This is a genomic window from Amycolatopsis sp. NBC_01488, from assembly GCF_036227105.1.
GTDB lineage: Bacteria > Actinomycetota > Actinomycetes > Mycobacteriales > Pseudonocardiaceae > Amycolatopsis.
On record NZ_CP109434.1, the window covers coordinates 64,725 to 91,698 of the forward strand.

Annotated in this window: 26 protein-coding genes; 14 read left to right on the forward strand and 12 right to left on the reverse strand. The window is 72.6% G+C overall.

What is annotated here, in order from left to right; genetic code table 11:
* Position 1: 1 nt before the first annotated feature.
* Positions 2–886, reverse strand: coding sequence for a hypothetical protein (locus OG738_RS00285; protein ID WP_329050211.1), 885 nt, complete (start codon positions 884–886; stop codon positions 2–4).
* Positions 886–2,634 (reverse strand): proline--tRNA ligase, encoded by a 1,749-nt coding sequence (locus OG738_RS00290; protein ID WP_329050212.1) that lies wholly within the window; start codon positions 2,632–2,634, stop codon positions 886–888. Before OG738_RS00290 ends, OG738_RS00285 begins: the two co-directional genes overlap by 1 nt.
* 254 nt (positions 2,635–2,888) lie before the next feature.
* On the opposite strand from OG738_RS00290, the gene OG738_RS00295 reads away from it, so the two are divergent.
* A complete protein-coding gene (locus OG738_RS00295) occupies positions 2,889–3,791 on the forward strand; it encodes a 2-hydroxyacid dehydrogenase (protein ID WP_329050214.1) in 903 nt (300 codons plus the stop codon).
* On the opposite strand, the gene OG738_RS00300 is transcribed toward OG738_RS00295, so the two are convergent.
* Positions 3,772–4,737, reverse strand: a complete 966-nt coding sequence (locus OG738_RS00300; RefSeq protein WP_329050215.1) for a GNAT family N-acetyltransferase — start codon at positions 4,735–4,737, stop codon at positions 3,772–3,774. The two genes, OG738_RS00295 and OG738_RS00300, sit on opposite strands and share 20 nt — an antisense overlap.
* A gap of 156 nt (positions 4,738–4,893) precedes the next feature.
* On the opposite strand from OG738_RS00300, the gene yaaA reads away from it, so the two are divergent.
* Complete coding sequence (gene yaaA / locus OG738_RS00305; protein WP_329050217.1) at positions 4,894–5,640, forward strand: peroxide stress protein YaaA; 747 nt, start codon at positions 4,894–4,896, stop codon at positions 5,638–5,640.
* Between the two features lie 98 nt (positions 5,641–5,738).
* Here yaaA and OG738_RS00310 read toward each other — a convergent pair whose 3' ends face one another.
* Complete coding sequence (locus tag OG738_RS00310) at positions 5,739–6,809, reverse strand: NAD(P)/FAD-dependent oxidoreductase (protein ID WP_329050218.1); 1,071 nt, start codon at positions 6,807–6,809, stop codon at positions 5,739–5,741.
* Between the two features lie 84 nt (positions 6,810–6,893).
* Here OG738_RS00310 and OG738_RS00315 point away from each other — a divergent pair, with 84 nt between their 5' ends.
* Positions 6,894–7,448 carry a suppressor of fused domain protein gene (locus OG738_RS00315; RefSeq protein WP_329050220.1) on the forward strand — a complete coding sequence of 185 codons (555 nt, stop codon included), beginning with the start codon at positions 6,894–6,896 and terminating at the stop codon, positions 7,446–7,448.
* Here the strand turns inward: OG738_RS00315 and OG738_RS00320 are convergent.
* Entirely contained in the window at positions 7,418–8,284 is an 867-nt protein-coding gene (locus tag OG738_RS00320) for a LysR family transcriptional regulator (RefSeq protein WP_329050221.1), read from the reverse strand. The two genes, OG738_RS00315 and OG738_RS00320, sit on opposite strands and share 31 nt — an antisense overlap.
* A gap of 365 nt (positions 8,285–8,649) precedes the next feature.
* On the opposite strand from OG738_RS00320, the gene OG738_RS00325 reads away from it, so the two are divergent.
* Positions 8,650–9,534, forward strand: a complete 885-nt coding sequence (locus tag OG738_RS00325; RefSeq protein ID WP_329050223.1) for an MBL fold metallo-hydrolase — start codon at positions 8,650–8,652, stop codon at positions 9,532–9,534.
* Between the two features lie 9 nt (positions 9,535–9,543).
* On the opposite strand, the gene OG738_RS00330 is transcribed toward OG738_RS00325, so the two are convergent.
* Positions 9,544–11,073 (reverse strand): phytoene desaturase family protein, encoded by a 1,530-nt coding sequence (locus OG738_RS00330; protein ID WP_329050224.1) that lies wholly within the window; start codon positions 11,071–11,073, stop codon positions 9,544–9,546.
* Positions 11,074–11,345: 272 nt separating this feature from the next.
* Between OG738_RS00330 and OG738_RS00335 the strand changes: the two genes are divergently transcribed.
* The 3 genes from OG738_RS00335 (at position 11,346) to OG738_RS00345 (ending at position 15,537) form a co-directional block, all read left to right on the forward strand.
* The gene (locus tag OG738_RS00335) at positions 11,346–12,305 is read left to right on the forward strand and encodes a serine protein kinase RIO (RefSeq protein ID WP_329050226.1); all 960 of its coding nucleotides are present in this window, start codon (positions 11,346–11,348) and stop codon (positions 12,303–12,305) included.
* 353 nt (positions 12,306–12,658) lie between these two features.
* The gene (locus OG738_RS00340; protein WP_329050228.1) at positions 12,659–14,260 is read left to right on the forward strand and encodes a DEAD/DEAH box helicase; all 1,602 of its coding nucleotides are present in this window, start codon (positions 12,659–12,661) and stop codon (positions 14,258–14,260) included.
* Between the two features lie 101 nt (positions 14,261–14,361).
* Positions 14,362–15,537, forward strand: a complete 1,176-nt coding sequence (locus OG738_RS00345) for an 8-amino-7-oxononanoate synthase (RefSeq protein WP_329050229.1) — start codon at positions 14,362–14,364, stop codon at positions 15,535–15,537.
* On the opposite strand, the gene OG738_RS00350 is transcribed toward OG738_RS00345, so the two are convergent.
* The 4 genes from OG738_RS00350 to OG738_RS00365 all read right to left on the reverse strand — a co-directional run bounded on the left by OG738_RS00350 (position 15,534) and on the right by OG738_RS00365 (position 18,284).
* The gene (locus OG738_RS00350) at positions 15,534–16,376 is read right to left on the reverse strand and encodes an NmrA family NAD(P)-binding protein (RefSeq protein ID WP_329050231.1); all 843 of its coding nucleotides are present in this window, start codon (positions 16,374–16,376) and stop codon (positions 15,534–15,536) included. The two genes, OG738_RS00345 and OG738_RS00350, sit on opposite strands and share 4 nt — an antisense overlap.
* Complete coding sequence (locus OG738_RS00355; protein ID WP_329050233.1) at positions 16,373–16,939, reverse strand: TetR/AcrR family transcriptional regulator; 567 nt, start codon at positions 16,937–16,939, stop codon at positions 16,373–16,375. The genes OG738_RS00350 and OG738_RS00355 overlap by 4 nt, the downstream gene beginning before the upstream one ends.
* Before the next feature lie 76 nt (positions 16,940–17,015).
* The gene (locus tag OG738_RS00360; protein ID WP_329050235.1) at positions 17,016–17,450 is read right to left on the reverse strand and encodes a GNAT family N-acetyltransferase; all 435 of its coding nucleotides are present in this window, start codon (positions 17,448–17,450) and stop codon (positions 17,016–17,018) included.
* 18 nt (positions 17,451–17,468) lie between these two features.
* A complete protein-coding gene (locus OG738_RS00365; RefSeq protein ID WP_329050237.1) occupies positions 17,469–18,284 on the reverse strand; it encodes a S1 family peptidase in 816 nt (271 codons plus the stop codon).
* Positions 18,285–18,482: 198 nt separating this feature from the next.
* On the opposite strand from OG738_RS00365, the gene OG738_RS00370 reads away from it, so the two are divergent.
* Both OG738_RS00370 and OG738_RS00375 read left to right on the forward strand, forming a co-directional pair.
* Positions 18,483–19,355 carry a M15 family metallopeptidase gene (locus OG738_RS00370; RefSeq protein ID WP_329050239.1) on the forward strand — a complete coding sequence of 291 codons (873 nt, stop codon included), beginning with the start codon at positions 18,483–18,485 and terminating at the stop codon, positions 19,353–19,355.
* 96 nt (positions 19,356–19,451) lie between these two features.
* Complete coding sequence (locus tag OG738_RS00375) at positions 19,452–20,846, forward strand: mycothione reductase (protein WP_329050240.1); 1,395 nt, start codon at positions 19,452–19,454, stop codon at positions 20,844–20,846.
* Positions 20,847–20,860: 14 nt separating this feature from the next.
* Here OG738_RS00375 and OG738_RS00380 read toward each other — a convergent pair whose 3' ends face one another.
* A complete protein-coding gene (locus OG738_RS00380) occupies positions 20,861–22,093 on the reverse strand; it encodes an MFS transporter (protein ID WP_329050242.1) in 1,233 nt (410 codons plus the stop codon).
* Positions 22,094–22,142: 49 nt separating this feature from the next.
* Here OG738_RS00380 and OG738_RS00385 point away from each other — a divergent pair, with 49 nt between their 5' ends.
* The 5 genes from OG738_RS00385 (at position 22,143) to OG738_RS00405 (ending at position 26,112) form a co-directional block, all read left to right on the forward strand.
* Positions 22,143–22,826: a FadR/GntR family transcriptional regulator gene (locus OG738_RS00385; protein WP_329050244.1), complete on the forward strand. Its 684-nt coding sequence runs from the start codon at positions 22,143–22,145 to the stop codon at positions 22,824–22,826.
* Positions 22,827–22,918: 92 nt separating this feature from the next.
* On the forward strand, positions 22,919–23,410 hold the full coding sequence (locus tag OG738_RS00390; RefSeq protein ID WP_329050245.1) for a toxin-antitoxin system HicB family antitoxin: 492 nt from the start codon (positions 22,919–22,921) through the stop codon (positions 23,408–23,410).
* A gap of 71 nt (positions 23,411–23,481) precedes the next feature.
* On the forward strand, positions 23,482–24,324 hold the full coding sequence (locus tag OG738_RS00395; protein WP_329050246.1) for a DUF4097 family beta strand repeat-containing protein: 843 nt from the start codon (positions 23,482–23,484) through the stop codon (positions 24,322–24,324).
* A gap of 28 nt (positions 24,325–24,352) precedes the next feature.
* Positions 24,353–25,309, forward strand: a complete 957-nt coding sequence (locus tag OG738_RS00400; RefSeq protein WP_329050248.1) for an ATP-binding cassette domain-containing protein — start codon at positions 24,353–24,355, stop codon at positions 25,307–25,309.
* Positions 25,309–26,112 (forward strand): ABC transporter permease, encoded by an 804-nt coding sequence (locus OG738_RS00405; RefSeq protein ID WP_329050250.1) that lies wholly within the window; start codon positions 25,309–25,311, stop codon positions 26,110–26,112. Before OG738_RS00400 ends, OG738_RS00405 begins: the two co-directional genes overlap by 1 nt.
* On the opposite strand, the gene map is transcribed toward OG738_RS00405, so the two are convergent.
* A complete protein-coding gene (gene map, locus OG738_RS00410; protein WP_329050251.1) occupies positions 26,113–26,970 on the reverse strand; it encodes a type I methionyl aminopeptidase in 858 nt (285 codons plus the stop codon).
* Positions 26,971–26,974: the final 4 nt, after the last annotated feature.

Consider the following 26,974-nt stretch of genomic DNA (forward strand, 5'->3'; position numbering starts at 1 on the left):
TTCAGCGGCGGGTGGTCGGCGGCGGAGTGGTCGTGCTCCGGTTCGCCACCGGCACGAACCGGTAGCTCTCCACGATCTTGACGAGGTCCTCGCGGATCGTCGGTCCGGAACGGTCGCGGTCCGCGTACGCCACCACGACCGCCGACTCCCCGGAAGCTCCGCCGAAGCCCATCGCCGCCACCAGCGCGTGCTTCGCCCCGCACTCCCCCGGCTCCGCCGGGACCACTTCGGCGACCACGACGCGGGCGGGGATCTTCGTGCCGTCCGCCTTCGTGACCTGCGCGTCCGTGGCCGAACCCAGCTGCGGCACGCTGCCGTAGGCGCCCGCCGCCACGTCCGTCGCCGCCGTGCGGGCGGCCGCCTCCGGGTCGGGCACCGGTTCCGTCGTGACTCCCGCGCCGCCGAGGTCGGCGTGCGCGCAGAAGTCCTTGCCCAGGAACGCGCTCGTGACCAGCCGGATCCCGGATTCGGACCAGCCGTGCTGCGTGCCCGGGGCCGGTTCCCAGCCCGCCGGCACGTCGTAGGCGTACGCACCGTCGCGGCCCGCCACCGGCCGGCCGCCCGGCACCGCGGCCGGGACGACCACCCGCGGCGACGGCGTCACGACCACCGGCGACGGCGGTTCCGGCGACGAAGCAGCCGGACGCGGCTTGCCGACACCCAGCGCGTTCAGCACCCCCGCGATCAACGCGATGAGCGCCAGCCCGAGCCACGGCGCTCGCCGCCACCTCTGCGGCTTCGGAGCCGGGCGGATCCGCTTCGGCCGCGCCCGCGGAGCTTCGGGCGGCGGCGCGTCCGCGGGTTCGTAGCCGCCGAACCCGCGAAGCGCCGCGTTGTCCTCGTACCCCGGCGTCGGGTCGTCGGCACGCCGGGAGAACCGCCCCATCAGGAGCGGACGAGCTTGACCAGGTGCTCGACGACGGCGTCGACCGCGATCTCTTCGCGCTCGCCCGTCCGCCGGTCCTTGACCTCGACGACGCCGCTGGCCAGGCCGCGCCCGACCACGAGGATCGTCGGCACGCCGACCAGCTCCGCGTCGGCGAACTTGACGCCGGGGGTCGCCTTGCGGTCGTCGAGGATGATCTCGAGGCCGGCCGCGTCCAGCTCGGCGGCGATCTTCTCGGCGCCGGCGCGCACCGCGTCGTCCTTGCCCGCGATGACGACGTGCACGTCGAACGGCGACACCTCGCGCGGCCAGATCAGGCCGAGGTCGTCGTGGTTCTGCTCGGCGAGCACGCCGACCAGCCGGGAGACGCCGACGCCGTAGGAGCCCATCGTGATCCGGATCGGCTTCGAGTCGGGGCCGAGCGCGTCGACCTCGAACGCGTCGGTGTACTTGCGGCCGAGCTGGAAGATGTGCCCGATCTCGATGCCGCGCGCGGCGACCAGGGTGCCGTGGCCGTCCGGCGACGCGTCGCCCTCGCGGACCTCGGCGGCCTCGATCGTGCCGTCCGGGGTGAAGTCGCGGCCAGCCAGCAGGTCGACGACGTGGTGGTCGACCTTGTCGGCGCCGGTGACCCAGGCGGTGCCGGGGACGATCCGGGGGTCGGCGAGGTAGCGCACGCCGTTGTCCTGCAGGGCCTTCGGGCCGATGTAGCCCTTGACCAGGAACGGGTTCTTCGCGAAGTCGGCCTCGTCGAGCAGCGCGACCTCGGCGGGCTCGAGCGACGCTTCGAGGCGCTTCATGTCCACTTCGCGGTCACCCGGGACCGCGACGCAGACCAGCTCCCACTCCTTCGCGCCCGGCTGACGCGTCTTGAGCATGACGTTCTTCAGCGTGTCCGCCGCCGTGAACGTGCGGCCCAGGTCCGCGTTGTTGAGGAAGTTGACCAGCGTCTCGATGGTCGGGGTGTTCGGCGTGTGGTGCACCTGCGCCTCGGGCCGGCCCTCGATCGGCTGGGCGGGCGGCGCGGGCGTGACGACGGCTTCGACGTTCGCCGCGTAGCCCGACTCGGTGCTGCGGACGTAGGTGTCCTCGCCCGTCTCGGCGACGGCGAGGAACTCCTCGGACGCCGAGCCGCCCATCGCGCCCGACGTCGCCTTCACGACGACGTACTCGAGGCCGAGGCGGTCGAACAGCTTGACGTAGGCGTCGCGGTGGGCCTGGTAGGAGCGCTCCAGGCCTTCGTCGTCGAGGTCGAAGGAGTAGGAGTCCTTCATGACGAACTCGCGGCCGCGCAGGATGCCGGCGCGGGGACGCGCTTCGTCGCGGTACTTGGTCTGGATCTGGTACAGCGTGACCGGGTAGTCGCGGTACGAGCTGTACTCGCCCTTCACAGTGAGGGCGAAGAGCTCTTCGTGCGTCGGGCCGAGGAGGTAGTCGGCGCCCTTGCGGTCCTTGAGGCGGAAGAGGGCGTCGCCGTACTCGGTCCAGCGGCCGGTGGCCTCGTAGGGCTCCTTCGGCAGCAGCGCGGGGAACTGGATCTCCTGCGCGCCGATGGCGTTCATCTCGTCGCGCACGATGTTCTCGATGCGGCGCAGCACGCGGAGGCCCAGCGGCAGCCAGGAGTACCCGCCCGGGGCGACCCGGCGGACGTAGCCGGCGCGTACCAGGAGCCGGTGGCTCGGTACCTCGGCGTCCGCCGGATCCTCGCGCAACGTGCGAAGGAACAACGACGAAGTCCTGGTGATCACTGGGGGGCTCCCTGCGCCGGGCGGGTGTGAAAGTCCCGCTCAGGGTAGTCAATCGCCCCGCCGTGACTCCAACGGGTTACTCGGCGGCCCGTTCTTGTCGGTGGTGGCCGCTAGTGCTGTGAGCAGAAACTTCACCGGATCCCGGAAACCTGCCGCACCGGCGATCCAAACGGGTTCTGCGTGTCGGGATGAGACATAAGGCCTGGTCACGGACCTGCGCGGCCGGTCGGCGCGGCAGCGGGTAGAAAGGCGGCATGAGCGCTCGCGTACTGCTGCCCTGGACCGACATCGACGTGCCGGAAGGGATCGAAGCCGCCTATTACGACGGCGTCGAGCCTCCCCCGGCCGACCTGGGTGACGTCGAGTTCTACGTGCTGCCCTACGACCGCGGGCCCGCGCCGCCGAAACTCGTCAAGGAGCTGCCGTCGCTGCGCGTGGTGCAGTCGCTGTCGGCCGGCGTCGAGGCGCTGGTGCCGCTGCTGCCCGAGGGCGTGCTGCTCGCGAACGGGCGAGGGCTCCACGACCTGAGCGTCGCCGAGCACGCGCTCGCGTTGATCCACGCGGCGCAGCGCGACCTGCCTCGCTGGTTCGCGCAGCAGACGCGGGGCGAGTGGGTGCGCGAGCACACGCGCTCCCTGGCGGACAGCCGCGTGCTCCTGGTCGGCCACGGCTCGATCGGGCAGGCGATCGAACGCCAGCTCGTCGCCGCCGAGGCCGTCGTGACGCGGGTGGCGAGCCGCGCGCGCCCGGACGACGGCGTCCACGGCGTCGCCGAGCTGCCGGGCCTGCTGCCCGAGGCGGACATCGTGGTGCTCGTCCTCCCGGACACGCCCGCGACGCGTGGCCTGCTCGACGCGAAGGCCCTGGCCGCGCTCCCCGACGACGCGCTGGTGGTGAACGTCGGCCGCGGCACGGCCATCGACACCGACGCCTTGGTGGCGGAAACGCGCACCGGGCGGCTGCGCGCGGGCCTCGACGTCGTGGACCCGGAACCGCTGCCCGCGGACCATCCACTGTGGACGGCGCCGGGCGTGGTCATCACCCCGCACATCGCGGGCGGCTCGGCGTCGTTCTATCCGCGCGCGAAGAAGCTGGCGGCCGAGCAGCTGCGGAGGTACGTGAAAGGCGAGGAGCTGCTCAACCTCGTTCGGCGGTGAGCACGTAGACGTGCCATTCGTCGTCGACGCGGTATCCGCACCGCTCGTAGACGCCCAGGGCGCGGTGCGCGTTGTCGACGTCGACGTTCAGCGCCGACCGATCGAAGCCCGCGGCCTTCGCCGCCGTGAGGGTGTGCCCCAGCAACCCGGACGCGACGCCGCGGCCGCGCAGCACCGCCCGCGTGCCCACCCAGGTGGCGTAGTGCTCGCGGATGCCCGTCGCCGCGGCCTCGGACGCGTAGAAGTGGCTCAGCACGAACGCGAGCACCTTGTCGCCGTCGAGGACCAGGAACGACAGGTCGGGGCGGAAGTCCTTCGAGCCGGTGACCAGGTGGCGCCAGGCGGCGGGCTCGTAGACCGTGCTGCCCCAGTGGTCACCGAAGGTGTCGTTGCGGGCGTCGAGCACGGCGAGGTCGCGCTCGAAGTCGAACGGGACCGCGGCGAAACCGTCCGGCAGCGGCGGTTGCGGCGGCAGGTCGGCGAGGCCGACGCGCATGTTCACCATCGTCCGCGCGTGGACGTACCCGGCGCCGGTGAGGACATCGGCGATCCAGCGCTCGTTCTGGTGCCGGCCGTGGTGCAGTTCGAAAGGCGCGCCCGGGAAGGTGCGCTCGTTGACCTCGCGGCCCGTCCGCGAGAACCACTCGACCAGGTGAGCGCCGACGGCGTCGGTCCGGTACCCGGGGTGCACGACCGACTGGATCCGCAGCATGTGGACGGGGTTCGCGGCGTCGCGGCGGCGGACGAGGCCGTAGCCGACGAGAGTGTCGCCCGCCCAGGCGCCGGTGGTGGCGCGGGCCAGGTCGACGTTGGGTCCCTCGAGCTCCTCGCGGAGGTCTTCGGCGCTGAAGTGCTCACCCGTCCGGTCGACCTCCTCGGCCGCGGCGTACAGCCGGGCGAGCGCGGGGACGTCGTCCAAGGTCAACGGGCGCCAGGTGAGGTCCATGGCGGGAGGCTAGGCCGGACGGCGGCGGCCGCGCACCCCGATTTGCCGATCCGGCCACCAGCAGGCTGCCACCTGCACGGCAGTAATCGTTGACACGAAGCCGTTCGGCCGTGGCTGTGGCCGGATGGGCGACCATCGGCACAGTACGCTCGGTGCGTGCTGGTGCTCCTTCCTCCTTCCGAGACCAAGGCCGACGGCGGCCGCGGCGGTCCGCTCGACCTCGGTGAGCTTTCGTTCCCCGAGCTGAACCCGGCGCGCGCGAAGCTCGCCGACGCACTGGTCGAGCTGGCCGCCGACGTCCCGGCCAGCGTCGCGGCCCTGGGCCTCACCGAGCGCCAGGCCGGGGAGGTGGCGCGCAACGCGGACCTGTGGAGGTCGCCGACGATGCCGGCGCTGCGCCGCTACACCGGCGTGCTGTACGACGCGCTCGACGTGAAGAGCTTCACGAAGGCAGGCCTGGCGAAGGCGCACCGGCGGCTGGCGGTGACGTCGTCGCTGTTCGGCGTGGTGTCGGCGGCCGACCCGATCCCCGCGTACCGGCTGTCGGGCGGCAACTCGCTGCCGTCGGTCGGGACGGTCCGCGGGCTGTGGAAACCGGTGCTCGAGCCGGTGCTGCAGCAGGTCGAGGGCCTGGTGGTGGACCTGCGCTCGGGCACGTACTCGGCGTTCGCGAAGCTGCGCCCGGACGCGGTGACGGTCCGCGTGGTGACGGAGAACGCCCGCGGCGAGCGCGTGACGGTCAGCCACTTCAACAAGGCGTACAAGGGCCGCCTGGCGCGCGAGCTGGCGATCACGCGCGCCGAACCGTCCACTGTGGACCAACTGGTGAAGGTGATCACGAAGGCGGGCTTGGTGGTCGAGCGCACGGGCGAGCACGCGCTGGAGCTGGTCACGGAGGGCTGACGGCCCGTTCGAAGAGTGCGCCCGAGCCAGGCGGCCGCGCCGCCGAGGATCGCGAGTAGCGACAGCAAGTCCTCCTCGGCACGCAGGGCTGAAGCCCGTCAAAACCGGTCCGGGGCGAACGGTGTCAGGTCGAACCCCGGGTCCTCCCCGAGCGCCACCGACGCGATCAGCTTCCCCGCGTACGGCGCGTTCGTCAGCCCGCCCGCGCCGAAGCCCGTGCACACCGCGAGTCCGGGGCGCAGGGAACCCAGCACCGGCAAGCCGTCCGGGGTGCCCGGGCGGAAGCCGACGCGGGTCTCCGCCAGTGTCGCGTCCGCGAGGCCCGGTGCCACCGTCAGCGCGTTGTCCAGCACCTCGCGCTGGCCGGCCACCGTCACGCGGTAGTCGAAGCCGGACTCCGCCTCGCGGGTCGCGCCCGCCACCACGCGGCCGCCGGCGAAGGCCAGCAGGTAGTGGCTCGTGCGCGGCAGCACCACCGGCCACGCCGACGTGTCCGTGCCCGGCAGGTCGAAGTGGCTGATCTGGCCGCGGTGCGGCGTCACCGGCAGGTCGATCCCCAGCGGCGCCAGCAGTTCCCGGCTCCACGCGCCGGCCGCGACCACGACGCTGTCCGCTTCCACGGGGCCCGACGGACTCGCCACGGTCCCGTCGGCCCGGAACGCCACCTCGCCTTCGACGAACTTCGCGCCCCGGCGCTCGGCGTCCGACAGCAGAGCCCGCCGCAGCTGGTGGCCGTCGACGCGGCCCGCGCCCGCCAGGTGCACCGCGCCCAGCCCGGGCGCCAGCGCCGGGAACAGCGCCCGCGCCTGCGCCGGGTCGAGCCGCCGGATCTCGCCGATCTCCGGCGCGTCCGCCGCCCGCGCGGTCAGCCGCTCCTGGGCCTCGGCCAGCTCGCTTTCCTCGGCCGACACGATCATCCCGCCGACGACTTCGAACGACGAACCCGCCAGCTCGGCGGTGAGCTCCCGGTAGTACCGGCCGGCCGCCGACGCGAGCGGGTACAGCGCGTCTTCCCAGCGCGACGTCCACGGGCTGACGATCCCGGCGCCCGCTTCGGTCGCCGCCCCCGGGCGGGCCGCGTCCGCCACGACCACCTCCGCGCCCCTCGCCGCCAGGTGCCAGGCCGTTGCCGCGCCGCCGATTCCGCTGCCGATCACGAGGACTCGCATGTCCCCCACCCTGCCCGATCCAGCCGCGCCCGGGCCACCGGGATTGCCCCGCGCGCTCGGCCGTCCGGTCGTATGCTGCCCGCCATGCCAAGCCGTGCCGAGCGGTATGTCGCCCATCTCGACACCCTGACCGGGAGCACCCAGCCCCGGCTGCAGCCGATCCCGTCGACCCACCCCGGGCTCGACGACGTCGTCGCGTTCGTCTACGCCGACGAGCCGGAACCGCGGTACCTGACCGGCGCGACCTACGGCCTTTCGCTCGCCGACCACGCCGAATGGCACGGCGTGAAACCGGAACTGTGGATCAGCGTCCGGTCCGACGACCCGGTCTGGGCGCTCGCCATCGGCTACCTCGCCGAGCAGTTGCGGGGCACCTGCCCGTTCGTCTACGGCGACACCATCGACTTCGGCGAGCCGATCGCGCCCGAGTCCGCCATGACGGCCTTCGCCGTGTGCGCGCCCGCCGGCCTCGACGCCCACCAGTACACGCTGATCGACATCGGGGGCGCGCCCATCAGCATCGCCGGCTGCTTCCCGGTGCACGACACCGAGCGCAGGTACATCCGCGAGCACGGCATCGACGCGTTCTGGCAGCTGGACTGGGACCTCTACGACGTCCGGCGCCCGCCGGTCGTCTGATACGCGTCGCTCGCGAGCCGCACGAACGACCGGACCAGCGGGCCGGCGGCCTTCCACGCGACGACCACGGGATTCGGCGCCAGGTCGGTGACCGGCACGACGGTCAGCTCTCCCGGCGGCCGGTGGCCGAGCGGCATCAGCCCGACGGTCCCGTTCCACAGCACGGCCTGCAGGCATTCCTGGACCGCGCGCACCACCGGCCCCTCGCGGGGTTCGCCGCCGTGCCAGTACGCCTGCCAGACCGGGTCGGTGCCCTCCGGGAACCGGAACCAGCGCCGCCCGGCCAAGTCGGCCAGCTCGAGGTGGTCGCGGCGGGCCAGCGGGTCGTCGGCGCGCAGCACCGCGCCCACCGGGTCGGCGCGCAGCCGGTGCACGGTCAGGCCGGTCTCGTCGAACGGCCCGCGGGTCAGCGCGACGTCGACCAGCCCGGCGCGCAGCCCGCACGTCGGGTCGGTCAGGTCCGTGTCGCGGACGCGGACCTCGACGCCGGGGTGCTGCCGGCGGTAAGCGTCGGCCAGCCGCGTCGCGTCCGGGTCGGCGCTGTCGGCGAGGAGGCCGACGGTGATCGTCGCAGCACCGGCCGCGGCGGCCACGCGCACGCGCGCCTGCTCGGCCTGGCGGAGCAGGGCGCGCGCCTCCTCCAGCAGGGTCGCGCCGGCCGGGGTGAGCGCGACACCGGCGGCGGAACGCACCAGCAGCACGGCGCCGACGTCGGCTTCCAGCTGCTTGATCGCCCGGCTCAGCGGCGGCTGGCTCATGTGCAGGCGCACGGCGGCCCGGCCGAAGTGGAGTTCTTGGGCGACGGCAACGAAGTACCGCAGCGTGCGCAGCTCCATGACCAGGGACGATAGGCGGTTCGCACGGCAGTCGGCACGGCGGAGGTCACACGCGAACCAGTGCGGTCGGACGCCCGCAGGCCGCAGAGCACGCCGACGGCGCCGGTAGCAGCCCCGATCTTCTCCCGCGGGTGTCACGCGCACCGAACCCGCGCAGCTTCAAGACCTCCCAGCGGCACGGCGGTTTCACGGCGTGGGCGGGAGTCCGGTGCAGCGCTCGTCAACGCCGAACCGTCGTCGAAGCGCAGCACCGCCGCCCCGAACCGGCTCGGCGGGTGACGCCGACCGGCGACGATGTCCACCGGGTATCGGCGCCACGCAATCGGTCTTGGACGGCGCCGGTGTCATGGCGGTGGAATCGGGACATGACCGACCTGACCGATCCCGCCGTGCGGGTGACCGGCGCCCAGGAGCTCGCGCCGGACCTGCTGGTGATCCCGAACCACGGCGTCGACCTCGTGCCCAACATCGGCGTCGTCGGCGGCACCGAAGCCGTCCTGGTCGTCGAGACGGGCCTCGGCACCGCGAACGCCGCGGAGGTGCTCGCCTTCGCGGCCGAAGTCGCGAACGGCCGTCGCCTGTACCTGACCACGACGCACTTCCACCCCGAACACGCCTACGGCGCGCAGGTGTTCGCCGGCGAGGCCACGTACCTGGTCAACCGCGCCCAGGCCGACGACCTCGCCACCAAGGGCGCGGGCTACCTCGAGATGTTCCGCGGCCTCGGCGAGGTGGTCGCCCGCCGCCTCGAAGACGTGCGCGTGCCCGTCCCCGACGTCGTGTTCGACGGCGACCACGAGCTGGACCTCGGCGGCCGGACCGTCCGCCTGCGCCCCACGGGCCGCGGCCACACCATCGGCGACCAGGTCGTCGAGGTACCGGACGCCGGCGTGCTGTTCACCGGCGACCTGGCCGAGACCGGGCAGTTCGCGATCCTCCCGTGGTTCCCGCCGCACGACACCGACGCCACCGGCGTCGGCTGGCTCGCGGTCCTGGACCGGCTGGCGCCGGCCGCCCCGCGGACGGTGGTGCCGGGGCACGGAGAGGTCGGTGGCGTCGCGGTGCTCACCGACGTCCGGGACTACCTGCGCGAGCTGCGCGACGAGACCTGGCGCCGCCGGGACTCGGGCCTCGGCGTGGCCGCGATCGCCGCCGAGGTGCGGGAGGTGCTCGTCGGGCGCCATCCGGAGTGGGCCGGGCAGGAGTGGATCGAGCCGGGCGTCCAGTGCCTGTGCACCGAGCACGCGTGACCACCGCGCTCACCCACCCAGTACCGCCATCGCCGCGTTGTGGCCGGGGATGCCGCTGACACCACCTCCCCTCGTCGCGCCCGCGCCGCAGAGCAGGACGCGTTCGTGCGGTGTCTCGACGCCCCACTTGCCCGCCTGCGCCGGATCCGAGGCGAACGGCCAGGACAGGTCCCGGTGGAAGATGTGCCCGGCCGGCAGGCCCAGCTCGGCCTCCAGGTCGAGCGGGGTCTTCGCCTCCACGCAGGGTTTTCCGTCCGGCGCGGTCAGCAGGCAGTCCTCGATCGGTTCGGCCAGCACGCTGTTCAGCGAAGCCAGCGTCGCACGCAACGCCGCTTCGCGCGCCTCTTCGTTGCGTCCCTCGAAGAGGCGGGCGGGCATGTGCAGGCCGAACAGCGTCAGGGTCTGCGCGCCGGCCGCGCGTTCGGCCGGGCCGAGGATCGACGGGTCCGTCAGCGAGTGGCAGTAGATCTCGCACGGCGGCAGCGTGGGGATCTTCCCCGCCGCCGCCTCGCGGTACGCCGTTTCGAGCTGGGTGTACGTCTCGTTGACGTGGAACGTGCCGCCGAACGCCTCGACCGGGTCGACGTGCGGGTCGCGCAGCTTCGGCAGCCGCGACAGCACCATGTTCACCTTCAGCTGCGCGCCTTCCGGCCGCCGGCGCGGCTCCTCGCCGAGCAGCCGCGCCAGCGTGTCCGGCGCGACGTTGGCCAGGACGTGCCCGCCGCGGACGACGTGCTCGGCGTCGTCACTGCGGTAGCGCACCTCGCCGTCCGGGTCGAGCGAGAGCACCTCCGCCCCGGTCACCAGCCGCGCGCCCGCGGCGGCGGCCACCGCCGCGAGCGAGCCGGTGACCGCGCCCATGCCGCCGACCGGGACGTCCCAGTCGCCGGTGCCGTTGCCGATCACGTGGTAGAGCAGGCACCGGTTCTGGCGCAGGCCGCCCTCGCCCGCCGCGGCGAACGTGCCGATCAGCGCGTCGGTGAGCACGACGCCGCGGACCGTGTCGTCGCCGAACCACGACGTGAGCGTCTCGCCGATCGGCCGCTCGAACAACACGGACCACGCTTCGGCGTCACCGACCCGGTCGCGGAAGTCCACTTCGGACAGCAGTGGCTCGGTGAGGGTGCCGAAGACGCGTCCGGCGACGCCCCCGGTCAGCTGGGAAAAGCGGCGCCACGCCGCGAAGTCCGCCGCCGACCCGGTGACCGCGCGGAAGGACGCCGCCGTCCGGCCGCCGTCCCCCGTGTCGACAAGGAGACCCGAGTCGCCCGTGGGCGTGTAGGACGACATCCGGCGCCGCAGCAGCCGCACGTCGAGGCCGAGATCGGCCACGATCTTCCGGGGCAGCAAGCTGACCAGGTAGGAGTAGCGCGACAGCCGGACGTCGACGCCGTCGAACGCGCGGAACGACACGGCGGCGCCACCGGTCTCCCCGCGCCGTTCGAGCACGAGCACCGACCGGCCCGCCCGCGCCAGGTACGCGGCCGCCACCAGCCCGTTGTGACCGCCGCCGACGACCACGACGTCGTAGGAATCCATCCGCCCCTCCTCGGGTGTTGCCTGCCCGTTCATCGTGGTCACGGCAGCGGGGCGAATTCAAGGAAACGTCGCGAACGGTCCGTTCGCGCTATTCGGTTGCGCGGCCGCGGATCGGTCCGGCAAGCTGAACCGCATCCGGCAGGGAGCCGGGGTCGAGAGCGGGGAGGTGCCGTCGTGATGGATGTCCGGGCCTGTTCGAGCCCTCACCCACCCGCCCCCCGAGGCTGATCACGCGCCCGGTGGGGCATCCCTGACCAAGGAGAACCCCACCAGTGCGCCAGCACGATTCCGAAGACTTCGACCTTCCCGACGACCGCTTCGCCCGCCGCGCGCGGCCGGGCCGCCGCGAGCGGTTCGACGAACCCGAACCCGTCCGCCGCGGCCGGCTCACCGAAGGCGAGCGCGTCCGGCTCGCCAAGCTCCGCGACGACGCCTACACCGAAAACCGGCTGCCGGACGGCGCCGACCGCTGGTCCACCTGGGACGACGCCGAACACGGCCCGCTGCCCCGGCCCGAGTGGGTCGTCACCGAGCTCGCCGCCGTCGACACCGACCTCGGCGTCCTCAAGACCGGCAAGGAGGCCGACGTCCACCTGCTGCGGCGCGGGCTGCCCGGCACCCCCGGCACGCTGCTCGCCGCGAAGCGCTACCGCAGCGACGAACACAAGCTGTTCCACCGCGACGCGGGCTACCTCGAAGGGCGCCGGATGCGGCGGTCCCGGGAGAACCGGGCGATGGCGCAGCGCACCGCGTTCGGCCGCAACCTCGTCGCCGAACAGTGGGCCGTCGCGGAGTTCGCCGCGTTGAGTCGCTTGTGGACACTGGGCGCGCCGGTGCCGTACCCGGTGCAGCGCACCGGCACCGAACTGCTCCTCGAGTTCCTCGGCGAGGACGACGGGACGGCCGCGCCGCGCCTGGCCCAGGTCCGCCCGGAGCCGGACGAGCTGACGGACCTGTGGTTCCAGGCCACCGCGGCGCTCGAGCTGCTCGCGTCGGAAGGCCTCGCGCACGGCGACCTCTCGGCGTACAACCTGCTCGTGCACCGGGGCCGGCTGGTGGTGATCGACCTGCCGCAGGTGGTCGACGTCGTCGCCAACCCCGGCGGCGTCGAGTTCCTCGCGCGGGACGTGCGCAACCTCGCCGGCTGGTTCCACGGCCGGGGCCTCGGCGAGCACGTCACCAGCACCGATGAGCTGCTGGCGGCGCTCGTTTCCGCCGCCGGGCTCGGGTGAATCCGCGGCGGCGTCGCGGGTTGTGGCGTGGAACACGCCTGCGACGCCGCCCACAACGGGTCACCTCGATGCGGAGGACCAGCTCCCCTTCAGGTACAGTCTGTACAGACCGCAACCGGCGGCGTGGATGAGTTGGTGTCCGTCGCCTCCAGAGCCACCGAATGGCTCGCGGTGATCCGCAATCCCACCGTAATTCCACTGTAATTCCAAAAAAAGCGGCGCGCAGTGTCGGAAAGTGCAAGACACAGTGTGCCGGGGTCCGTCCCTGTGAACGCCCACCGCACACCATCTTGCCCTGCCTGCGCGCGGGGAGCCCGGGCCTCCTTGTGACGAACCACGTCCGAGAGGCATTTGTGACAGTCACGTTCAATTCCGGCCACACCTCGACGTCCGCGCGCGCGGACCGTCCCGACCGCAAGCCGCGCCAGCGCCCGGCCGGCGGGGACATGCTGCGCGACGACGCGGTCGAGACCGTGGCCACCAAGACCTTCGCCCAGCTGGGCCTGCCGGAGCCGCTGCTTCGCGCGCTGGCCGAGGCGGGCATCGCCAACCCGTTCCCGATCCAGTCGGCGACCATCCCGGACGCCCTGGCCGGCCGCGACGTGCTGGGCCGCGCCCAGACCGGCTCGGGCAAGACCCTCGCCTTCGGCCTGGCCATGCTCGCCCGGCTCGACGGCGGCAAGGCCCGTCCGAAGCGCCCCCGCGCGCTGATCCTGGTGCCGACCCGCGAGCTGGCCATGCAGGTGGCCGACTCGCTGACCCCGCTCGCCAAGTCGCTCGGCCTGTGGTGCCGCACGGCCGTCGGCGGCATGGCCTTCGCCCGCCAGGCGGACGCGCTCTCCCGCGGCGTCGACCTGCTGATCGCCACCCCGGGGCGGCTGTCGGACCACGTCCGGCAGGGCACCGCGCACCTGGGCGACTGCAACTTCATCGCGCTCGACGAGGCCGACCAGATGGCGGACATGGGCTTCATGCCGCAGGTCCGCGAGATCCTCGACCTCACCCCGCCGGGTGGCCAGCGGCTGCTGTTCTCGGCGACGCTCGACGGTGACGTCAACCGCCTGGTCCGCCAGTACCTGACCGACCCGGTCACGCACTCGGTCGCGCCGTCGACCGCGAGCGTCGACACCATGGACCACCACGTGCTCCAGGTGTCGCACCAGGACAAGCAGGACATCATCACGCAGATCGGCGCCCGCGAGGGCCGCACGATCATGTTCGTGCGGACGAAGCACCACGTCGACCGCCTCACCGAGCGCCTGCGCGAGCAGGGCGTGAACGCGCAGGCGCTGCACGGCGGCAAGACGCAGGGGCAGCGCAACCGCGTCCTCGCCGACTTCAAGGAAGGCCACGCCCCGGTGCTGGTCGCCACGGACGTCGCCGCGCGCGGCATCCACGTCGACGACATCTCGCTGGTGCTGCACGTCGACCCGGCGGCCGACCACAAGGACTACCTGCACCGCGCGGGCCGCACGGCGCGCGCCGGCGCGTCCGGTGTCGTCGTCACGCTGGTCACCAACGACCAGCGCCGCATGGTCAAGCGGATGACCGACCGGGCCGGCGTGCGCGCCGAGTCCACGATGGTCCGTCCGGGTGACGACGCGCTGTCCCGCATCACCGGTGCCCGCGAGCCCAGTGGCGAACCGGTCATCGAGCGGCGGCGCGAGAACCCGCGTCGCGGCGGCGGTGGCTACGGCCGGGGTGGCGACCGCGGCGGCTACAGCCGGGGCGGCGACCGCGGCGGTTACCGCGGCGGCGACCGGGACCGCGGCGGTGACCGGGGCAGCTACACCGGCGGCGACCGCGACCGCGGTGGCGACCGTGGCGGGTACGCCCAGGGCTCCCGCGAGGGTCGTCCCGCCGGCTTCGGCGGCCGCGGCCGTCAGCCCCGCTCGGGCAACGGCGGTGGCTACGGCCGCCCGAGCCGTGGCCCGCGTCGCGGCTACGACAGCTGATTTCCCGCTTCGGAAGCCCCGGACCGCACCGGTCCGGGGCTTCCGGCGTTTCCGGGCCCTGCTGCACGGGCACGCCGCGCCCGGATGCGAGACTGCAGGACGTGACTACGCCGCCGACGCTCCCGCCTGATGAGGTTTTCGACTGGCTCGACACCGAGGCGGAGAAGCGGGCGAACGCGGGGCTCGTGCGGCAGCTGCGGCCGCGTCCCGCGAAGGCGGACGAGCTGGACCTGGCCGGTAACGACTACCTCGGGCTGGCCCGCGACAAGCGCGTCGCCGGGGCCGCCGCGGCCGCCGCGCTGCGCTGGGGCGCCGGTTCGACCGGGTCCCGGCTCGTCACCGGGTCGACCGAGCTGCACACCGAGCTGGAGCTGGAGCTCGCCCGGTTCTGCGGCGCGCAGGCGGCGCTGGTGTTCTCGTCCGGCTTCACCGCGAACCTCGGCGCGGTCACGGCGCTGTCGGGAGCCGAGTCCGCGATCGTCACCGACAAGTACATCCACGCGTCGCTGATCGAGGGCTGCCGCCTCTCGCGGGCCGACGTCGCCGCGGTAGCCCACGCGACGCCGTCCGCGATCAAGAACGCGCTGGCGACCCGGCGCAAGCCGCGGGCGCTGGTGGTCACCGACTCGGTGTTCTCGGTCGACGGTGACCTCGCCCCGCTCGGCGAGCTGGCCGGGATCTGCCGTTCGCACGGCGCGGCGCTGGTCGTGGACGACGCCCACGGCTTCGGCGTCCTGGGTGAAGGCGGCCGCGGCGCGGTCCACGCGGCCGGGCTGTCGAGCGCGCCCGACGTCGTCACGACGGTGACGCTGTCGAAGTCGCTCGGCGCCCAGGGCGGTGCGGTGATCGGGCCGCGTCGCGTGATCAAGCACCTGGTGGACACCGCGCGCAGCTTCATCTTCGACACCGCTCTGGCGCCCGCGAGCGTCGCGGCCGCGTTGGCCGCTTTGCACGCGCTCAAGGAAGAGCCAGGGCTGGCGGGCAAGGTGCTGGAGAACTCGGGCAACCTGGCGATGTCGCTGAAGGCGGCCGGGCTGAAGGTGAGCCTGCCGGAGGCGGCTGTGATCTCGGTACAGGCGCCGTCCGCGGAGACGGCCGTCGCTTGGGCGGCGGCGTGCGCGGAGCAGGGCATCCGGGTCGGGTGCTTCCGGCCGCCGTCGGTGCCGGACGGGATTTCGCGGCTCCGGCTGACCGCGCGAGCCGACCTCACGGAGTCCGATGTGGACCGTGCGGCGAAGGTGATCACGGCGACGGCGCCCCGGGGCGCGACGGTCTAGGCCGCGAGCGCAGCCGCCACCGGCCGCGGCTCCCGTCCGAGGAGTTCGCTCAGCCGGGGACCGGTTTCCGCGAAGTCGCCCCGCCGCGCGGCGGGGAAGAACGTCAGCAGCATGCGGGCCATGGGTTCGGGTGTGCCGGCCGCGATCCGGTCGGCGACCCACCGCTCGTCGTCGACGACCACCCGCTTGACCTCGCGACCGGTGCGGTCGGCGGCGAGCGCGGCGAGGTCGTCGAAGGTGACGGCCGTGGGGGTGGTGATCGTGACGGGACCGTCGACGGTTCGCCCGGCGAGGATCACCGCGGCTGCTTCGGCGGCGTCCTCGCGGTGGGTCCACGAAACCGGGCCGTCTTCGGGCGCGACGATCTCGCCGGTCTCCCGCCACGGACCAAGGAGCCAGGCGAGGCTGTGGGCGTAGAACCCGTTGCGCAACGACGTCCAGGCGACCCCGGACCCGGCGAGGATCTCCTCGGTGGCCTTGTGGTCCCGGGCCGGGGCGAACGAGCTGTCCGTGCGCACGTTCTGGTGGCTGGTGTAGAGGATCCGCCGGGCGCCCGCGGCGACGGCCGCCTCGATCGCGGTGCGGTGCAGGGCGACGCCGTCGGCGGCCGGGTCGTTGGACGACACGAGCAGCACCTGGTCGGCACCCTCGAACGACTCGCGCAAGGCGGCGGGGTCTTCGTAGGAACCGGGCCGCACCCGCACGCCGCGGTCGGCGAAGGACCGCGCCTTCGCGACGTCGCGCACGCTGACGCCGATCTCTTCGGCCGGTACGCGGGTGAGCAGGTGCTCGACGGTGGCTCCGTTGAGGGCGCCGGTCGCGCCGGTGATCACGATCATCGCGGGGATTCCTCTTTCAGCAGGGGCAACAGGATGTCGTCGACGAGGTGCTCGAGGAAGGGCTCGTCGCCGGGCTCTCCGGCGACGACCAGCCGGTGGACGAGCATCGCCGGGACGATCTCGGCGAAGAGCGCGGCGCCACGCGAGTCCAGGAGTCCGTCACGCAGCGGCTTCCGGGTCATCGCGGCCTGGTCGCGGTGCAGGATCCGCCGCATCGCCGCGGCGAGGTCGGGATCGCCGCGCATCCCGGCGAAGACCGCGCCGAGCAGCCCGACTTGCTGCTCGGCGATCTCCCGCGCGAGCCAGCTCACGGTCTCGAGGAGCGCGCCGCGGAGGTCGCCGGCCGAGGGATCGGGCGGTGTCGCGCCCGCGCGGTGGTCGACGGCCGCGGCGACCAGCGCGGCCTTGCCCGGGTAGCGGCGGTAGATCGTCGCCTTCCCCACCCCGGCCGCCGCCGCGACGGCTTCGATCGACAACCGGTCGTAGCCGACGTCGATCAGCAGCGCCAGCGTCGCGTCGAAGATGGCGACGTCGCGGCCGGCGTCTCGCGGTCTTCCTGGCACAGCGTCTCCCCTCGATACGAAACGGTACCGTCTCGTATCGAGAGTAGACCCGACGCCGGATCTTGTCGAGGAAGCGTCAGCGGGGGAGGCGGCGCATGCGGATGTGCGGGATTCCGTCTTCGTCCGTGTACTCCGCGCCTTCCGCGACGAAGCCGTAGCGCGCGTAGAAGCCTTGGACGTACGTCTGGGCGTCCAGGACGTACTCGCCGGGGATGGCGAGGGCCGCGTCCATCAAGCGGGCCGCCAGGCCCTGGCCGCGAGCCGACGCCGCGGTCACCACGCGGCCGATGCGGCGGACGCCACCCGGGTCGGCCAGCACCCGCAGGTAGGACGTGACCCCGTCGGCGTCCGAGAACCACAGGTGACGCGTGCCCGGAAGCAGGTCACGGCCGTCGAGTTCGGGGTAGGCCGCTTTCTGCTCCACCACGAACACGTCCACGCGCAGGCGGAGGATGTCGTGCAGCTGGGCGGCCGTCAGCTCGGGCCCGGTCGCGTCGTGCAGGGTCGGCATGCCCCCTGCCTATCACGCTCAGCCGAAGAGGCGCGGGTTGGCCTGGGCCTCGATGTCGGCCGTGTACGTCGACACGCGCGTGTAGACGCCCGGTTTGCCCGCCTTGCCGCAGCCGTCGCCGAAGGACACGATGCCGATCAGCGTGTCGCCCACGACGAGCGGGCCGCCGGAGTCGCCCTGGCACGCGTCGACACCGCCCTCGGCGTACCCCGCGCAGACCATCGTCTTCTGGTCGTACACGGAATAGTCGGCGCGGCAGGCACTGTCCGACACCACCGGGACCCGGGCGCTGCGCAGGTAGTCGGACCGGTCGCCGCCGTCGGCGACACGGCCCCAGCCGAGCACCGTCGCTTGGGTGCCTTCGCGGTACGAAGCGGCGTCACTGCTGTCCGGCAGCTTCGCGGGCCGGTAGCCGAACTGGCCGCGGACGGTCATGACCGCGACGTCGTCGCCCTGCGTCGGATCGTTGTAGCCCTTGCTGATCCAGACCTTCGACACGGTCAGGACGTCACCCTCGTCGGTGCGCTTGTCCTCCCGGCCGGCCACCACGCGGACGTCCTGCTTCGCGACCGCTTTCGCGCAGTGCGCCGCCGTCACGACCGCGGTCGAGCTGACGATCACCGCGCCGCAGAACTGGTTGCCGCCCGCGTCGGTCAGGTACACCGCGTACGGGTGGTCGGCGAGCGAAGCCTTGTCGCCGCCCACGATCCGCGGCTGGTTGGCCGACGCCGGGTCCGCCGACGCCGTGCCGACGACCACCGGGACGGCCACCGCGGCGACCGCGAGGAGCGCGCCGCTCGCGAGCAGCAGGGATCGGCGGGACTTCACGGACATGGGACGTTCCCCCTCTTTCACATCAACACGAGTCACATCAACACGAGCAAGACCAGCACACGACGAAGCGCTCAGCACCCGGATGACTCCGGTGCGTGAACGAGCGGCGCTGAATACCCTAATCGGAGTGGGCCCGAAACGGTGTCACTGAAACGGGTGGACTCCGCGCTCACCGAACGCTTCTGTCAAGCTGATCCGATGCGACGGACAGCGACGGCGGCGTGCGGGGCGGCCATGGCCCTCACGCTGGCCGCATGCTCGTCCGAGGTGCCCTCGACCGCTCAGCCGGCCGTCACGACGCCGTCCTCGACGGCCGTGGCCAAACGCCCGCCCTCGGTGACCTCGGCGCCCCCGGCGACGTCGAGCGCGCCCGCCGTCACCTGGCAGGTGGGTGCCCACCCGCTCCCCCTCGGCCCCGGCGGCTTCGGCGAGATCGAGCCGACGCCACCCGAACTGGTGAACCGGGCACTTCCGACAAAAGACCTCTTCCCGCCGCCGGTCGACGGCCGGTACCACGCGACCGCCACCGCCGTGCCCGCCGACGTCCTCGCGCGCAGCACCTGGCAGCCCGCCTGCCCGGTCGCGGCCGGCGACCTGCGGTACCTGACGATGTCCTTCTGGGGATTCGACGGCCGCGCGCACACCGGCGAGATGCTGGTCAACGCGAAGGGCGCCGCCGGGATCACCAAGGTGTTCGGACAGCTCTTCGCCGCGCACTTCCCGCTCGAGGAGATGCGGGTGACCAGCCCCGCCGAGCTGACCGCGCCGCCGACCGGCGACGGCAACAGCACCAGCGCGTTCGTCTGCCGCCCGGCGCGCGGGCAGACGAGCTGGTCGGCACACGCCTACGGGCTCGCGGTGGACGTCAACCCGTTCTGCAACCCCTACACCCAGGGCGCCCTGGTGCTCCCCGAGCTGGCCTCGGCCTACCTCGACCGCGCGAACCGGCGGCCGGGCATGGTCCTGGCCGGCGACGCGACCGTGCGCGCGTTCGCCGCGATCGGGTGGAGCTGGGGCGGCGCCTGGACCAGCCCGACGGACCGGATGCACTTCACCGCGACCGGCCACTGACCATGTAATACGACGTTGAGCACAACGGGGAACACCCGCTCTCCGGAGCCGGTTGGCTAGGGTGAATCGACCGGACCGGACCCCGCGGAGGATGCAGTGCCCCACTACGACCTGGTGATCGTCGGGACGGGATCGGGAAACTCCATCCCCGGCCCCGGTTTCGCCGGCAAGAAGACGGCGATCGTGGAGAAGGGCACCTTCGGCGGCACCTGCCTGAACGTCGGCTGCATCCCGACGAAGATGTTCGTGTACGCCGCCGATGTCGCGTACACGCCTTCGCGCAGCGCGAAGTACGGCGTCGACGAAGAACTGAAGGGCGTCCGCTGGCGCGACATCCGCGACCGCATCTTCGGCCGGATCGACCCGATCGCCGCGGGTGGCGCGGAGTACCGCCGCAGCCACGAGGACAACGCGAACGTCGACGTCTACGAGGGCACCGGCCGCTTCACCGGGCACAAGGAGCTGCGCGTCAGCTTCGCCGACGGCCGTGCCGACGAGGTGCTGACGGCGGACAACTTCGTGCTCGCTGCGGGCGGCCGCCCGGTCATCCCGGACGTCCCCGGCCTGAGCGACGTCGAGTACTACACGTCCGACACCGTGATGCGGCTCGACGAGCTGCCCGAGCGCATCGTGATCCTCGGCGGCGGGTACATCGCGGCCGAATTCGCGCACGTCTTCGCGTCCTTCGGCGTGCGGGTCACGCTGGTGAACCGCTCGGGACGGCTGCTGCGCTCCGAGGACGAGGACGTCAGCGAACGCTTCACCGAGCTGGCTTCGGACCGCTTCGACGTCCGCCTGGACCGGAAGACCGTGCGGGCGCGCAAGACCGGCACCGGCGTCGCGCTGGACCTCGAAGGGCCGCAGGGCGCCGAGACCGTCGAGGCCGACCTGCTGCTGATCGCCACCGGCCGGAAGCCGAACTCCGACCTGCTCGACGTCGCCGCCACCGGAGTGACCACAATGGACAGTGGGCACGTCGTGGTCGACGACTACCAGGAGACCGCCGTCGAGGGCATCTACGCGCTCGGCGACCTCTCCTCGCCACACGAGCTGAAGCACGTCGCGAACCACGAAGCCCGCGTGGTGCAGCACAACCTGCTGCACCCGGACGAGCGGATCACCGCCGACCACCGGTTCGTGCCGCACGCGGTGTTCACCCACCCGCAGGTCGCCTCGGTCGGGCTCACCGAGCAGAAGGCCCGCGAAACGGGAGTGTCCTATGTGGTCTCGAAGCAGGACTACGCCGGGATCGCGTACGGCTGGGCGATGGAGGACACGACGGGCTTCGCGAAGCTCCTCGCCGACCCGGCGACCGGCAAGCTGCTCGGCGCGCACATCATCGGGCCGCAGGCGTCGTCGGTGATCCAGCCGCTGATCCAGGCGATGAGCTTCGGCCTGGACGCGCACGCGATGGCGCGCGGACAGTACTGGATCCACCCGGCGATGCCGGAGCTGGTCGAGAACGCCCTGCTCAACCTGCCCCTGGACTGAGTCTTTCAGAGGAATCAGACGAACCGGCGGCGGCCGGCGAGCGCTCCGAACACCAGCTGGACGAGCAGCAGGCCCAGCAGCATGGCCAGCGGCACGGGCCAGCCGCCCGCGACGTCGTGCAGCAGGCCGAACAGGAACGGCCCCAGCGCGGCGAAGAGGTAGCCGAAGCCCTGGGCCATGCCGGACAGCCGGGCGGTGTCGGCGCCGGTCCTGGCACGCAGCGCGATCACCGTCAGCGCGAGGGAGAACACGCTCATCCCGAGCCCGACCAGCAGGCTCCACAGCAGCGGCGACCACGACGGCGCGAGCATCAGCCCGGTCGTCCCGGCGAAACCGAACACGCCGAGGGTGACGATCCACGCGCCCTGGCCACCGCGGGCACGAGCCGCCATCGGCGCGATGAAGAGGCTGATCGGCACGGCGATCAGCGACACCAGGCCGAACAACAGGCCGGCCTCGTCGCGCGGCACGCCGGCGTCCATCAGGACCTGCGGGAACCAGCCCATCGCCGCGTAGGCGTAGAACGCCTGCAGGCCGAAGAAGATCGTGACGATCCAGGCGAGGCGGTTGCGCAGCAGCGACCGGCCGGCGTCGGCGGCGTCGGCGTGACGCGGTGCCCGGCCGGTGCCGCGGGCTGCGAGAATCCACGCGACCAGCGCGACGACGGCCACCACCGCCCACGCGCCCAGAGCCGGGCGCCAGCCGCCGAACGCGTCGCCGAGCTGGGGGGTCACCGCCGAGCCGAGGGCGCCGCCGCCCTGCAGGGCCGCGGTGTAGACACCGGTCATGACGCCGATGCGGGCCGGGAAGGAGTCCTTGATGACCACCGGGATCAGCACGTTGACCAAGGCGATCCCGGCCGTGGCGACGAGCGTCCCGCCGAGCACCACGACCGGGCCGTCGAGCACCCGCAGCACGAGCCCGGCCGCCAGCGCGGCCAGGGCGATCGCGATGGCGGTGCCGATCCCGGCCCGGCGGGCCAGCAGCGGCGCGGCCAGCCCGGCGCCGGCGAAGCAGAGCGTCGGCAACGTCGTGAGCACGCCCGCCCAGACGACGGAAGTGCCCAGGTCGCCGCGCATTTCGGCGAGCATCGGCCCGACCCCGGTGATGGCCGGGCGCAGGTTGAGGGCGGTGAGCACCACCGCGACCGCGAGCAGCGCGCCGGCGGCGACCACGCCCGGCGTCCGGACCTCCACGGCGGCGGCCGGCTCGGGCTCGAGGGCGGATTCACGGTGTTCGACGCGCATGACCGCTACTATCGCATACGTAGGATGATTGGATGAAGGGATAATTCCTGTGCCTCTGGCCACCACCCGCCGGGCCGGCCTGGTCGACCAGGTCATCGAGCAGCTGCGGACCGCGGTCGCGCAGGGCGAATGGCCCCTCGGCGAGCGCATCCCCACCGAAGTCGAGCTGGGCGAACAGCTCGGCGTCGGGCGCAACACCGTCCGCGAAGCCGTGCGCGCGCTCGCGCACACGGGCCTGCTCGAAGTCCGCCAGGGCGACGGCACCTACGTGCGCGCGACCAGCGAGGTCTCCGGCGCGATCCGCCGCCTCTGCGGCGACGAGCTGCGGGAGGTCCTGCAGGTCCGGCGCACCCTCGAAGCCGAAGGCGCCCGGCTCGCGGCGATGTCACGCACCGACGAAGAAGTCACGGAGCTGCGCTCGCTGCTGGCCCGCCGCGAGGCCGCCCTGCGGGAACGACGCTGGGAGGACTTCGCCCACACCGACGCCGAATTCCACACGGCCGTCGTCCGCGCCGGGCACAACGGCCTGCTCACCGAGCTCTACCGCGGGCTGACCGAGGTCATCACGGCCAGCGTCGCCGCGACGTCGAGCATCACCCCGGGCGTCGACTACGTGCCCGAGATCGGCCACGAAGGCCTCGCCGACGCCATCGCCGAGCGCGATCCGGACCGGGCCGCCGCCGAGGCCTGCGGCTTCCTGGACGAGCTCCTGGAGCGCCTCAGGCACGCCTGACCTGCGTATTCATCCCGCATGGCACCACTTTCGACCCTTAAGGGTGCCATTTCAGGGTTGTCGTGGTGCCACGGCGGTGCCACAGTAGTGCCATGGACCTGACGCCCTTCGTGGACGAACTCCGCCGGGAGCTCGCGGTCGCCGCCGAAGCGGCGGGCGAGGAAGCCGTCGCCCTCGCCGAGCGGCTCACCGCGCCGCTCGAATCGGCGATCCGGCTCACCCTGCTCGACGCGCTCTCGGCCGCGACCGACGAGATCACCCGCGACCTCGCCCCCGGTTCCGTCGAAGTGCGCCTCCGCCGCCGCGACGCCGAGTTCGCCGTTTCCCTGCCCACGACACCCGAACCGGCGCCCGCGGAACCGCCGCCGCCCCCGCCCGAGGCCGACGACGGCGCCGTCTCCCGGATCAACCTCCGGCTGCCCGAGCAGCTCAAGCAGCGCGTCGAAGAAGCCGCCGGCCGGGACCGGATCTCCATCAACGCCTGGCTCGTCCGGGCCGCGAGCAGCGCGCTCGGGCCCGATCGCACGCACCCCACCCAGCGCCGGTCGGTCTTCGGCGAGAAGTACACCGGCTGGGTCCAGTAACTCTTTCTTCTTCTTCCTGCACGTCTCCGACCTGCGGAGACGCCACCCGAGCACCCCAGGAGGGCGCAGCCATGCCCGTTTTCCCCACGCCCGAGCCGATCACGGCCACGATCGACGTCAGCGTCGCCGACGTCCGGATCGTCGCCGGCGAGCGCGCGGAGACCACCGTCGAGGTCACCCCGGCCGACCCGGCTGACTCCGAGGACGTCAAGGCCGTCGCCCGGACCCGCGTCGAGTTCGCCGACGGCGAGCTGCTGGTCAAGGGCCCGAAGTACGTCACGAAGCTCTGGGGCAAGGCCGGTGCCCTGCACGTCACCGTCGAACTGCCCGCCGGCTCGCGGATCCGGGCCACCGCCGCGATGGGCGACTTCCACGTCGGCGGCCGCCTCGGCGACAGCCGGTTCAAGACGTCCGTCGGCGACATCGACCTCGACGAGGCCGCGCGGCTCGAGGCGAGCACTGCGACCGGCGACGTCCGCGTCGACCGCGCCACCGGGCACGCCGAGATCGGCACCGGCTCGGGCGAGCTGCGGATCCGCGAAATCGACGGCACGGCCGTGCTGAAGAACTCCAACGGCGAGACCCGCGTCGGCGAGGTGACCGGCGACCTGCGCGTCAGCACCGCCAACGGCGACATCCTCGTCGACCTGGCGCACGCGGGCGTGCACGCCAAGACCGCGTCCGGCGACATCCGGGTCGGCGCGGTCGTGCGCGACCGGGTCGTCCTCGAAACCGCCGTCGGCGAGATCGAGGTCGGCATCCGCGAGGGCAGCGCCGCGTGGCTCGAGCTGAACTCCCTGACCGGCACCGTGCGCAACACGCTCACCGCCACCGACGGGCCCGGCGGCAGCACCGAGACCGTCGAGGTCAAGGCCCACACCTACACCGGCGACATCGTCATCCGCCGCGCCTGAAGACTCCACACACCGAAGGGGAAGATCCATGGCAGACGCCATCGTGGCCGAGGGACTGGTCAAGAAGTACGGGAAGGTCACCGCGCTCGACGAGATGTCGCTGCGGGTGCCCGAAGGCACGGTGCTCGGCGTGCTCGGGCCGAACGGCGCCGGGAAGACCACCACCGTGCAGATCCTCACGACCCTGCAGAAGCCGGACGCCGGCCACGCGACGGTCGCCGGGTTCGACGTCGTGAAGGACGCGCACGAGCTGCGTTCGCACATCGGTGCGTCGGGGCAGTACGCCGCCGTCGACCCGGAGCTGACCGGGGCCGAAAACCTCGAGATGGTCGGCAGGCTGTACCACCTGGGCACCAAGCGGGCCAAGGCGCGCGGCCGGGAGCTGCTGGCCCGGTTCAGCCTGGCCGACGCCGCGGACCGCCCGGTCAAGGGCTACTCCGGCGGCATGCGGCGCCGGCTCGACCTGGCCGGCGCGCTCGTCGCGAACCCGCCGGTGCTGTTCCTCGACGAGCCCACGACCGGGCTCGACCCGCGGGCGCGCACCGAGCTGTGGGACGTCATCACCGAGCTGGTCGCCGGCGGCACCACGCTGCTGCTGACCACCCAGTACCTCGAAGAAGCCGACCGGCTGGCCGACAGCATCGCCGTCGTCGACCACGGGCGCGTGATCGCCCGCGGCACCGCCGACGAGCTCAAGGACCTCGTCGGCGGCGAGCGGATCGAACTGGTCGTCGGCACGCACGACGACGTCCTGGTCGCGCGGCGGACGCTGGCCCGGCTGGCCAGCGGCGAACCGCAGGCCGAGGGCTTCCGGCTCACCGTGCCCGTGACCCACGGCGCGAAAGCGCTTACCGAAACGCTGGCGCTGCTCGCCTCCGAAGGCGTCGAAGTCCGCGACGTCGGCCTCCGCCGCCCCACCCTCGACGACGTTTTCCTCACTCTCACCGGCCATGACGTGGCCGAGACCGCGAAGGAGGCCGTGTGATGAACGCGGTACAGCTGGCCGTGACCGACGGCGTGACCATCGCCAAGCGCAACTCGATCAAGATCTTCCGGTCGCTGGACCTGCTCGGGTCCCTCGTGTTCACGCCGGTGATGTTCGTGCTGCTCTTCGGCTACGTGTTCGGCAGCGTGATCGACATCCCCGGCCTGTCGTACCGGGAGTTCATGCTCCCGGGGATCTTCACCCTCGCGGTGGCCATGGGCGGCATCGTCACCGGCTACGGGCTGACCGACGACCTGCAGAAGGGCATCATCGACCGGTTCCGCTCGCTGCCGATGTCACCCGCGGCCGTGCTGATCGGGCGGACCACCGCGGATCTCATCCTCAGCACGGCGAGCCTGCTGATCATGGGCCTGGTCGGCCTGCTGGTCGGCTGGCGCATCCACACCGGCGTCCTCGAAGCGCTCGGCGGGGTGGTGCTGCTGCTCGCCTTCTCCTACGCGCTGTCGTGGGTCATGGGCGCGCTCGGCCTGGCTGTGCGCAAGCCCGAGGTGTTCAACAACGTCTCGATGGTGGTCGTCTTCCCGCTCACGTTCCTGGCCAACACGTTCGTCGACAGCGGCCGGCTGCCCGGCCCGCTGCGGGCGATCGCGGACTGGAACCCGGTCTCGGCGGTCACGCAGGCGGCCCGGGAGATGTTCGGCAACACGAGCGCGGCGCTCCCGCCGCGCGACGTCTGGCCGATGCAGCACGCGGTCTTGGCGTCGGTGCTGTGGATCGCAGTGCTGCTGGTGGTATTCGTGCCGCTTTCGGTGCGCTGCTACAAGAAGGCGACCAGCCACTGACTACGGCAGCGTGAGGATCTCGCTGCCGTCGGCCGTCACCACGAGGGTGTGCTCGAACTGGGCCGTCCACTTCTTGTCCTTCGTGGTGACGGTCCAGTCGTCGGGCCAGATGTCGTAGTCGATGGTGCCCAGGGTGATCATCGGCTCGATCGTGAAGGTCATGCCCTCCTCGATGATCGTGTCGACGGAGGGCTCTTCGTAGTGCAGGACCGTCGGCGGCGTGTGGAATGCCGGGCCGACGCCGTGGCCGGTGAAGTCGCGGACCACGCCGTAGCCGAAGCGCTTGGCGTAGGCCTCGATGACCCGGCCGATGACGTTGAGCTGCCGGCCCGGCCGGACCGCCTTGATCGCCCGCAGCGTCGCCTCGCGGGTGCGCTCCACCAGCAGGCGCGCCTCCTCGGAGACGTCGCCGGCCAGGAACGTCGCGTTCGTGTCGCCGTGGACGCCGCCGATGTAGGCCGTCACGTCGATGTTGCAGATGTCGCCGTCCTCGATCAGCGTCGAGTCCGGGATGCCGTGGCAGATGACCTCGTTGAGCGAGGTGCAGCACGACTTCGGGAACCGGCGGTAGCCCAGCGTCGAGGGGTAGGCGTGGTGGTCGAGCAGGAACTCGTGCACCACCTGGTCGATGTCGTCCGTGGTGGCGCCCGGCTTGACCGCCTTGCCGCCCTCCTCCAGGGCCTGCGCCGCGATCCGGCTCGCCACGCGCATCGCCTCGATCACCTCGGGCGTGCGCACGCCGCTGCCGGTGTCCCGCTTCGGCGCCGGCTTGTCCACGTACTCGGGACGGGAAATGGAACTGGGGACGTCACGGCGCGGCGTCTGGACGCCGGGAACCAGCGGGGCACGAACGGACATGCCC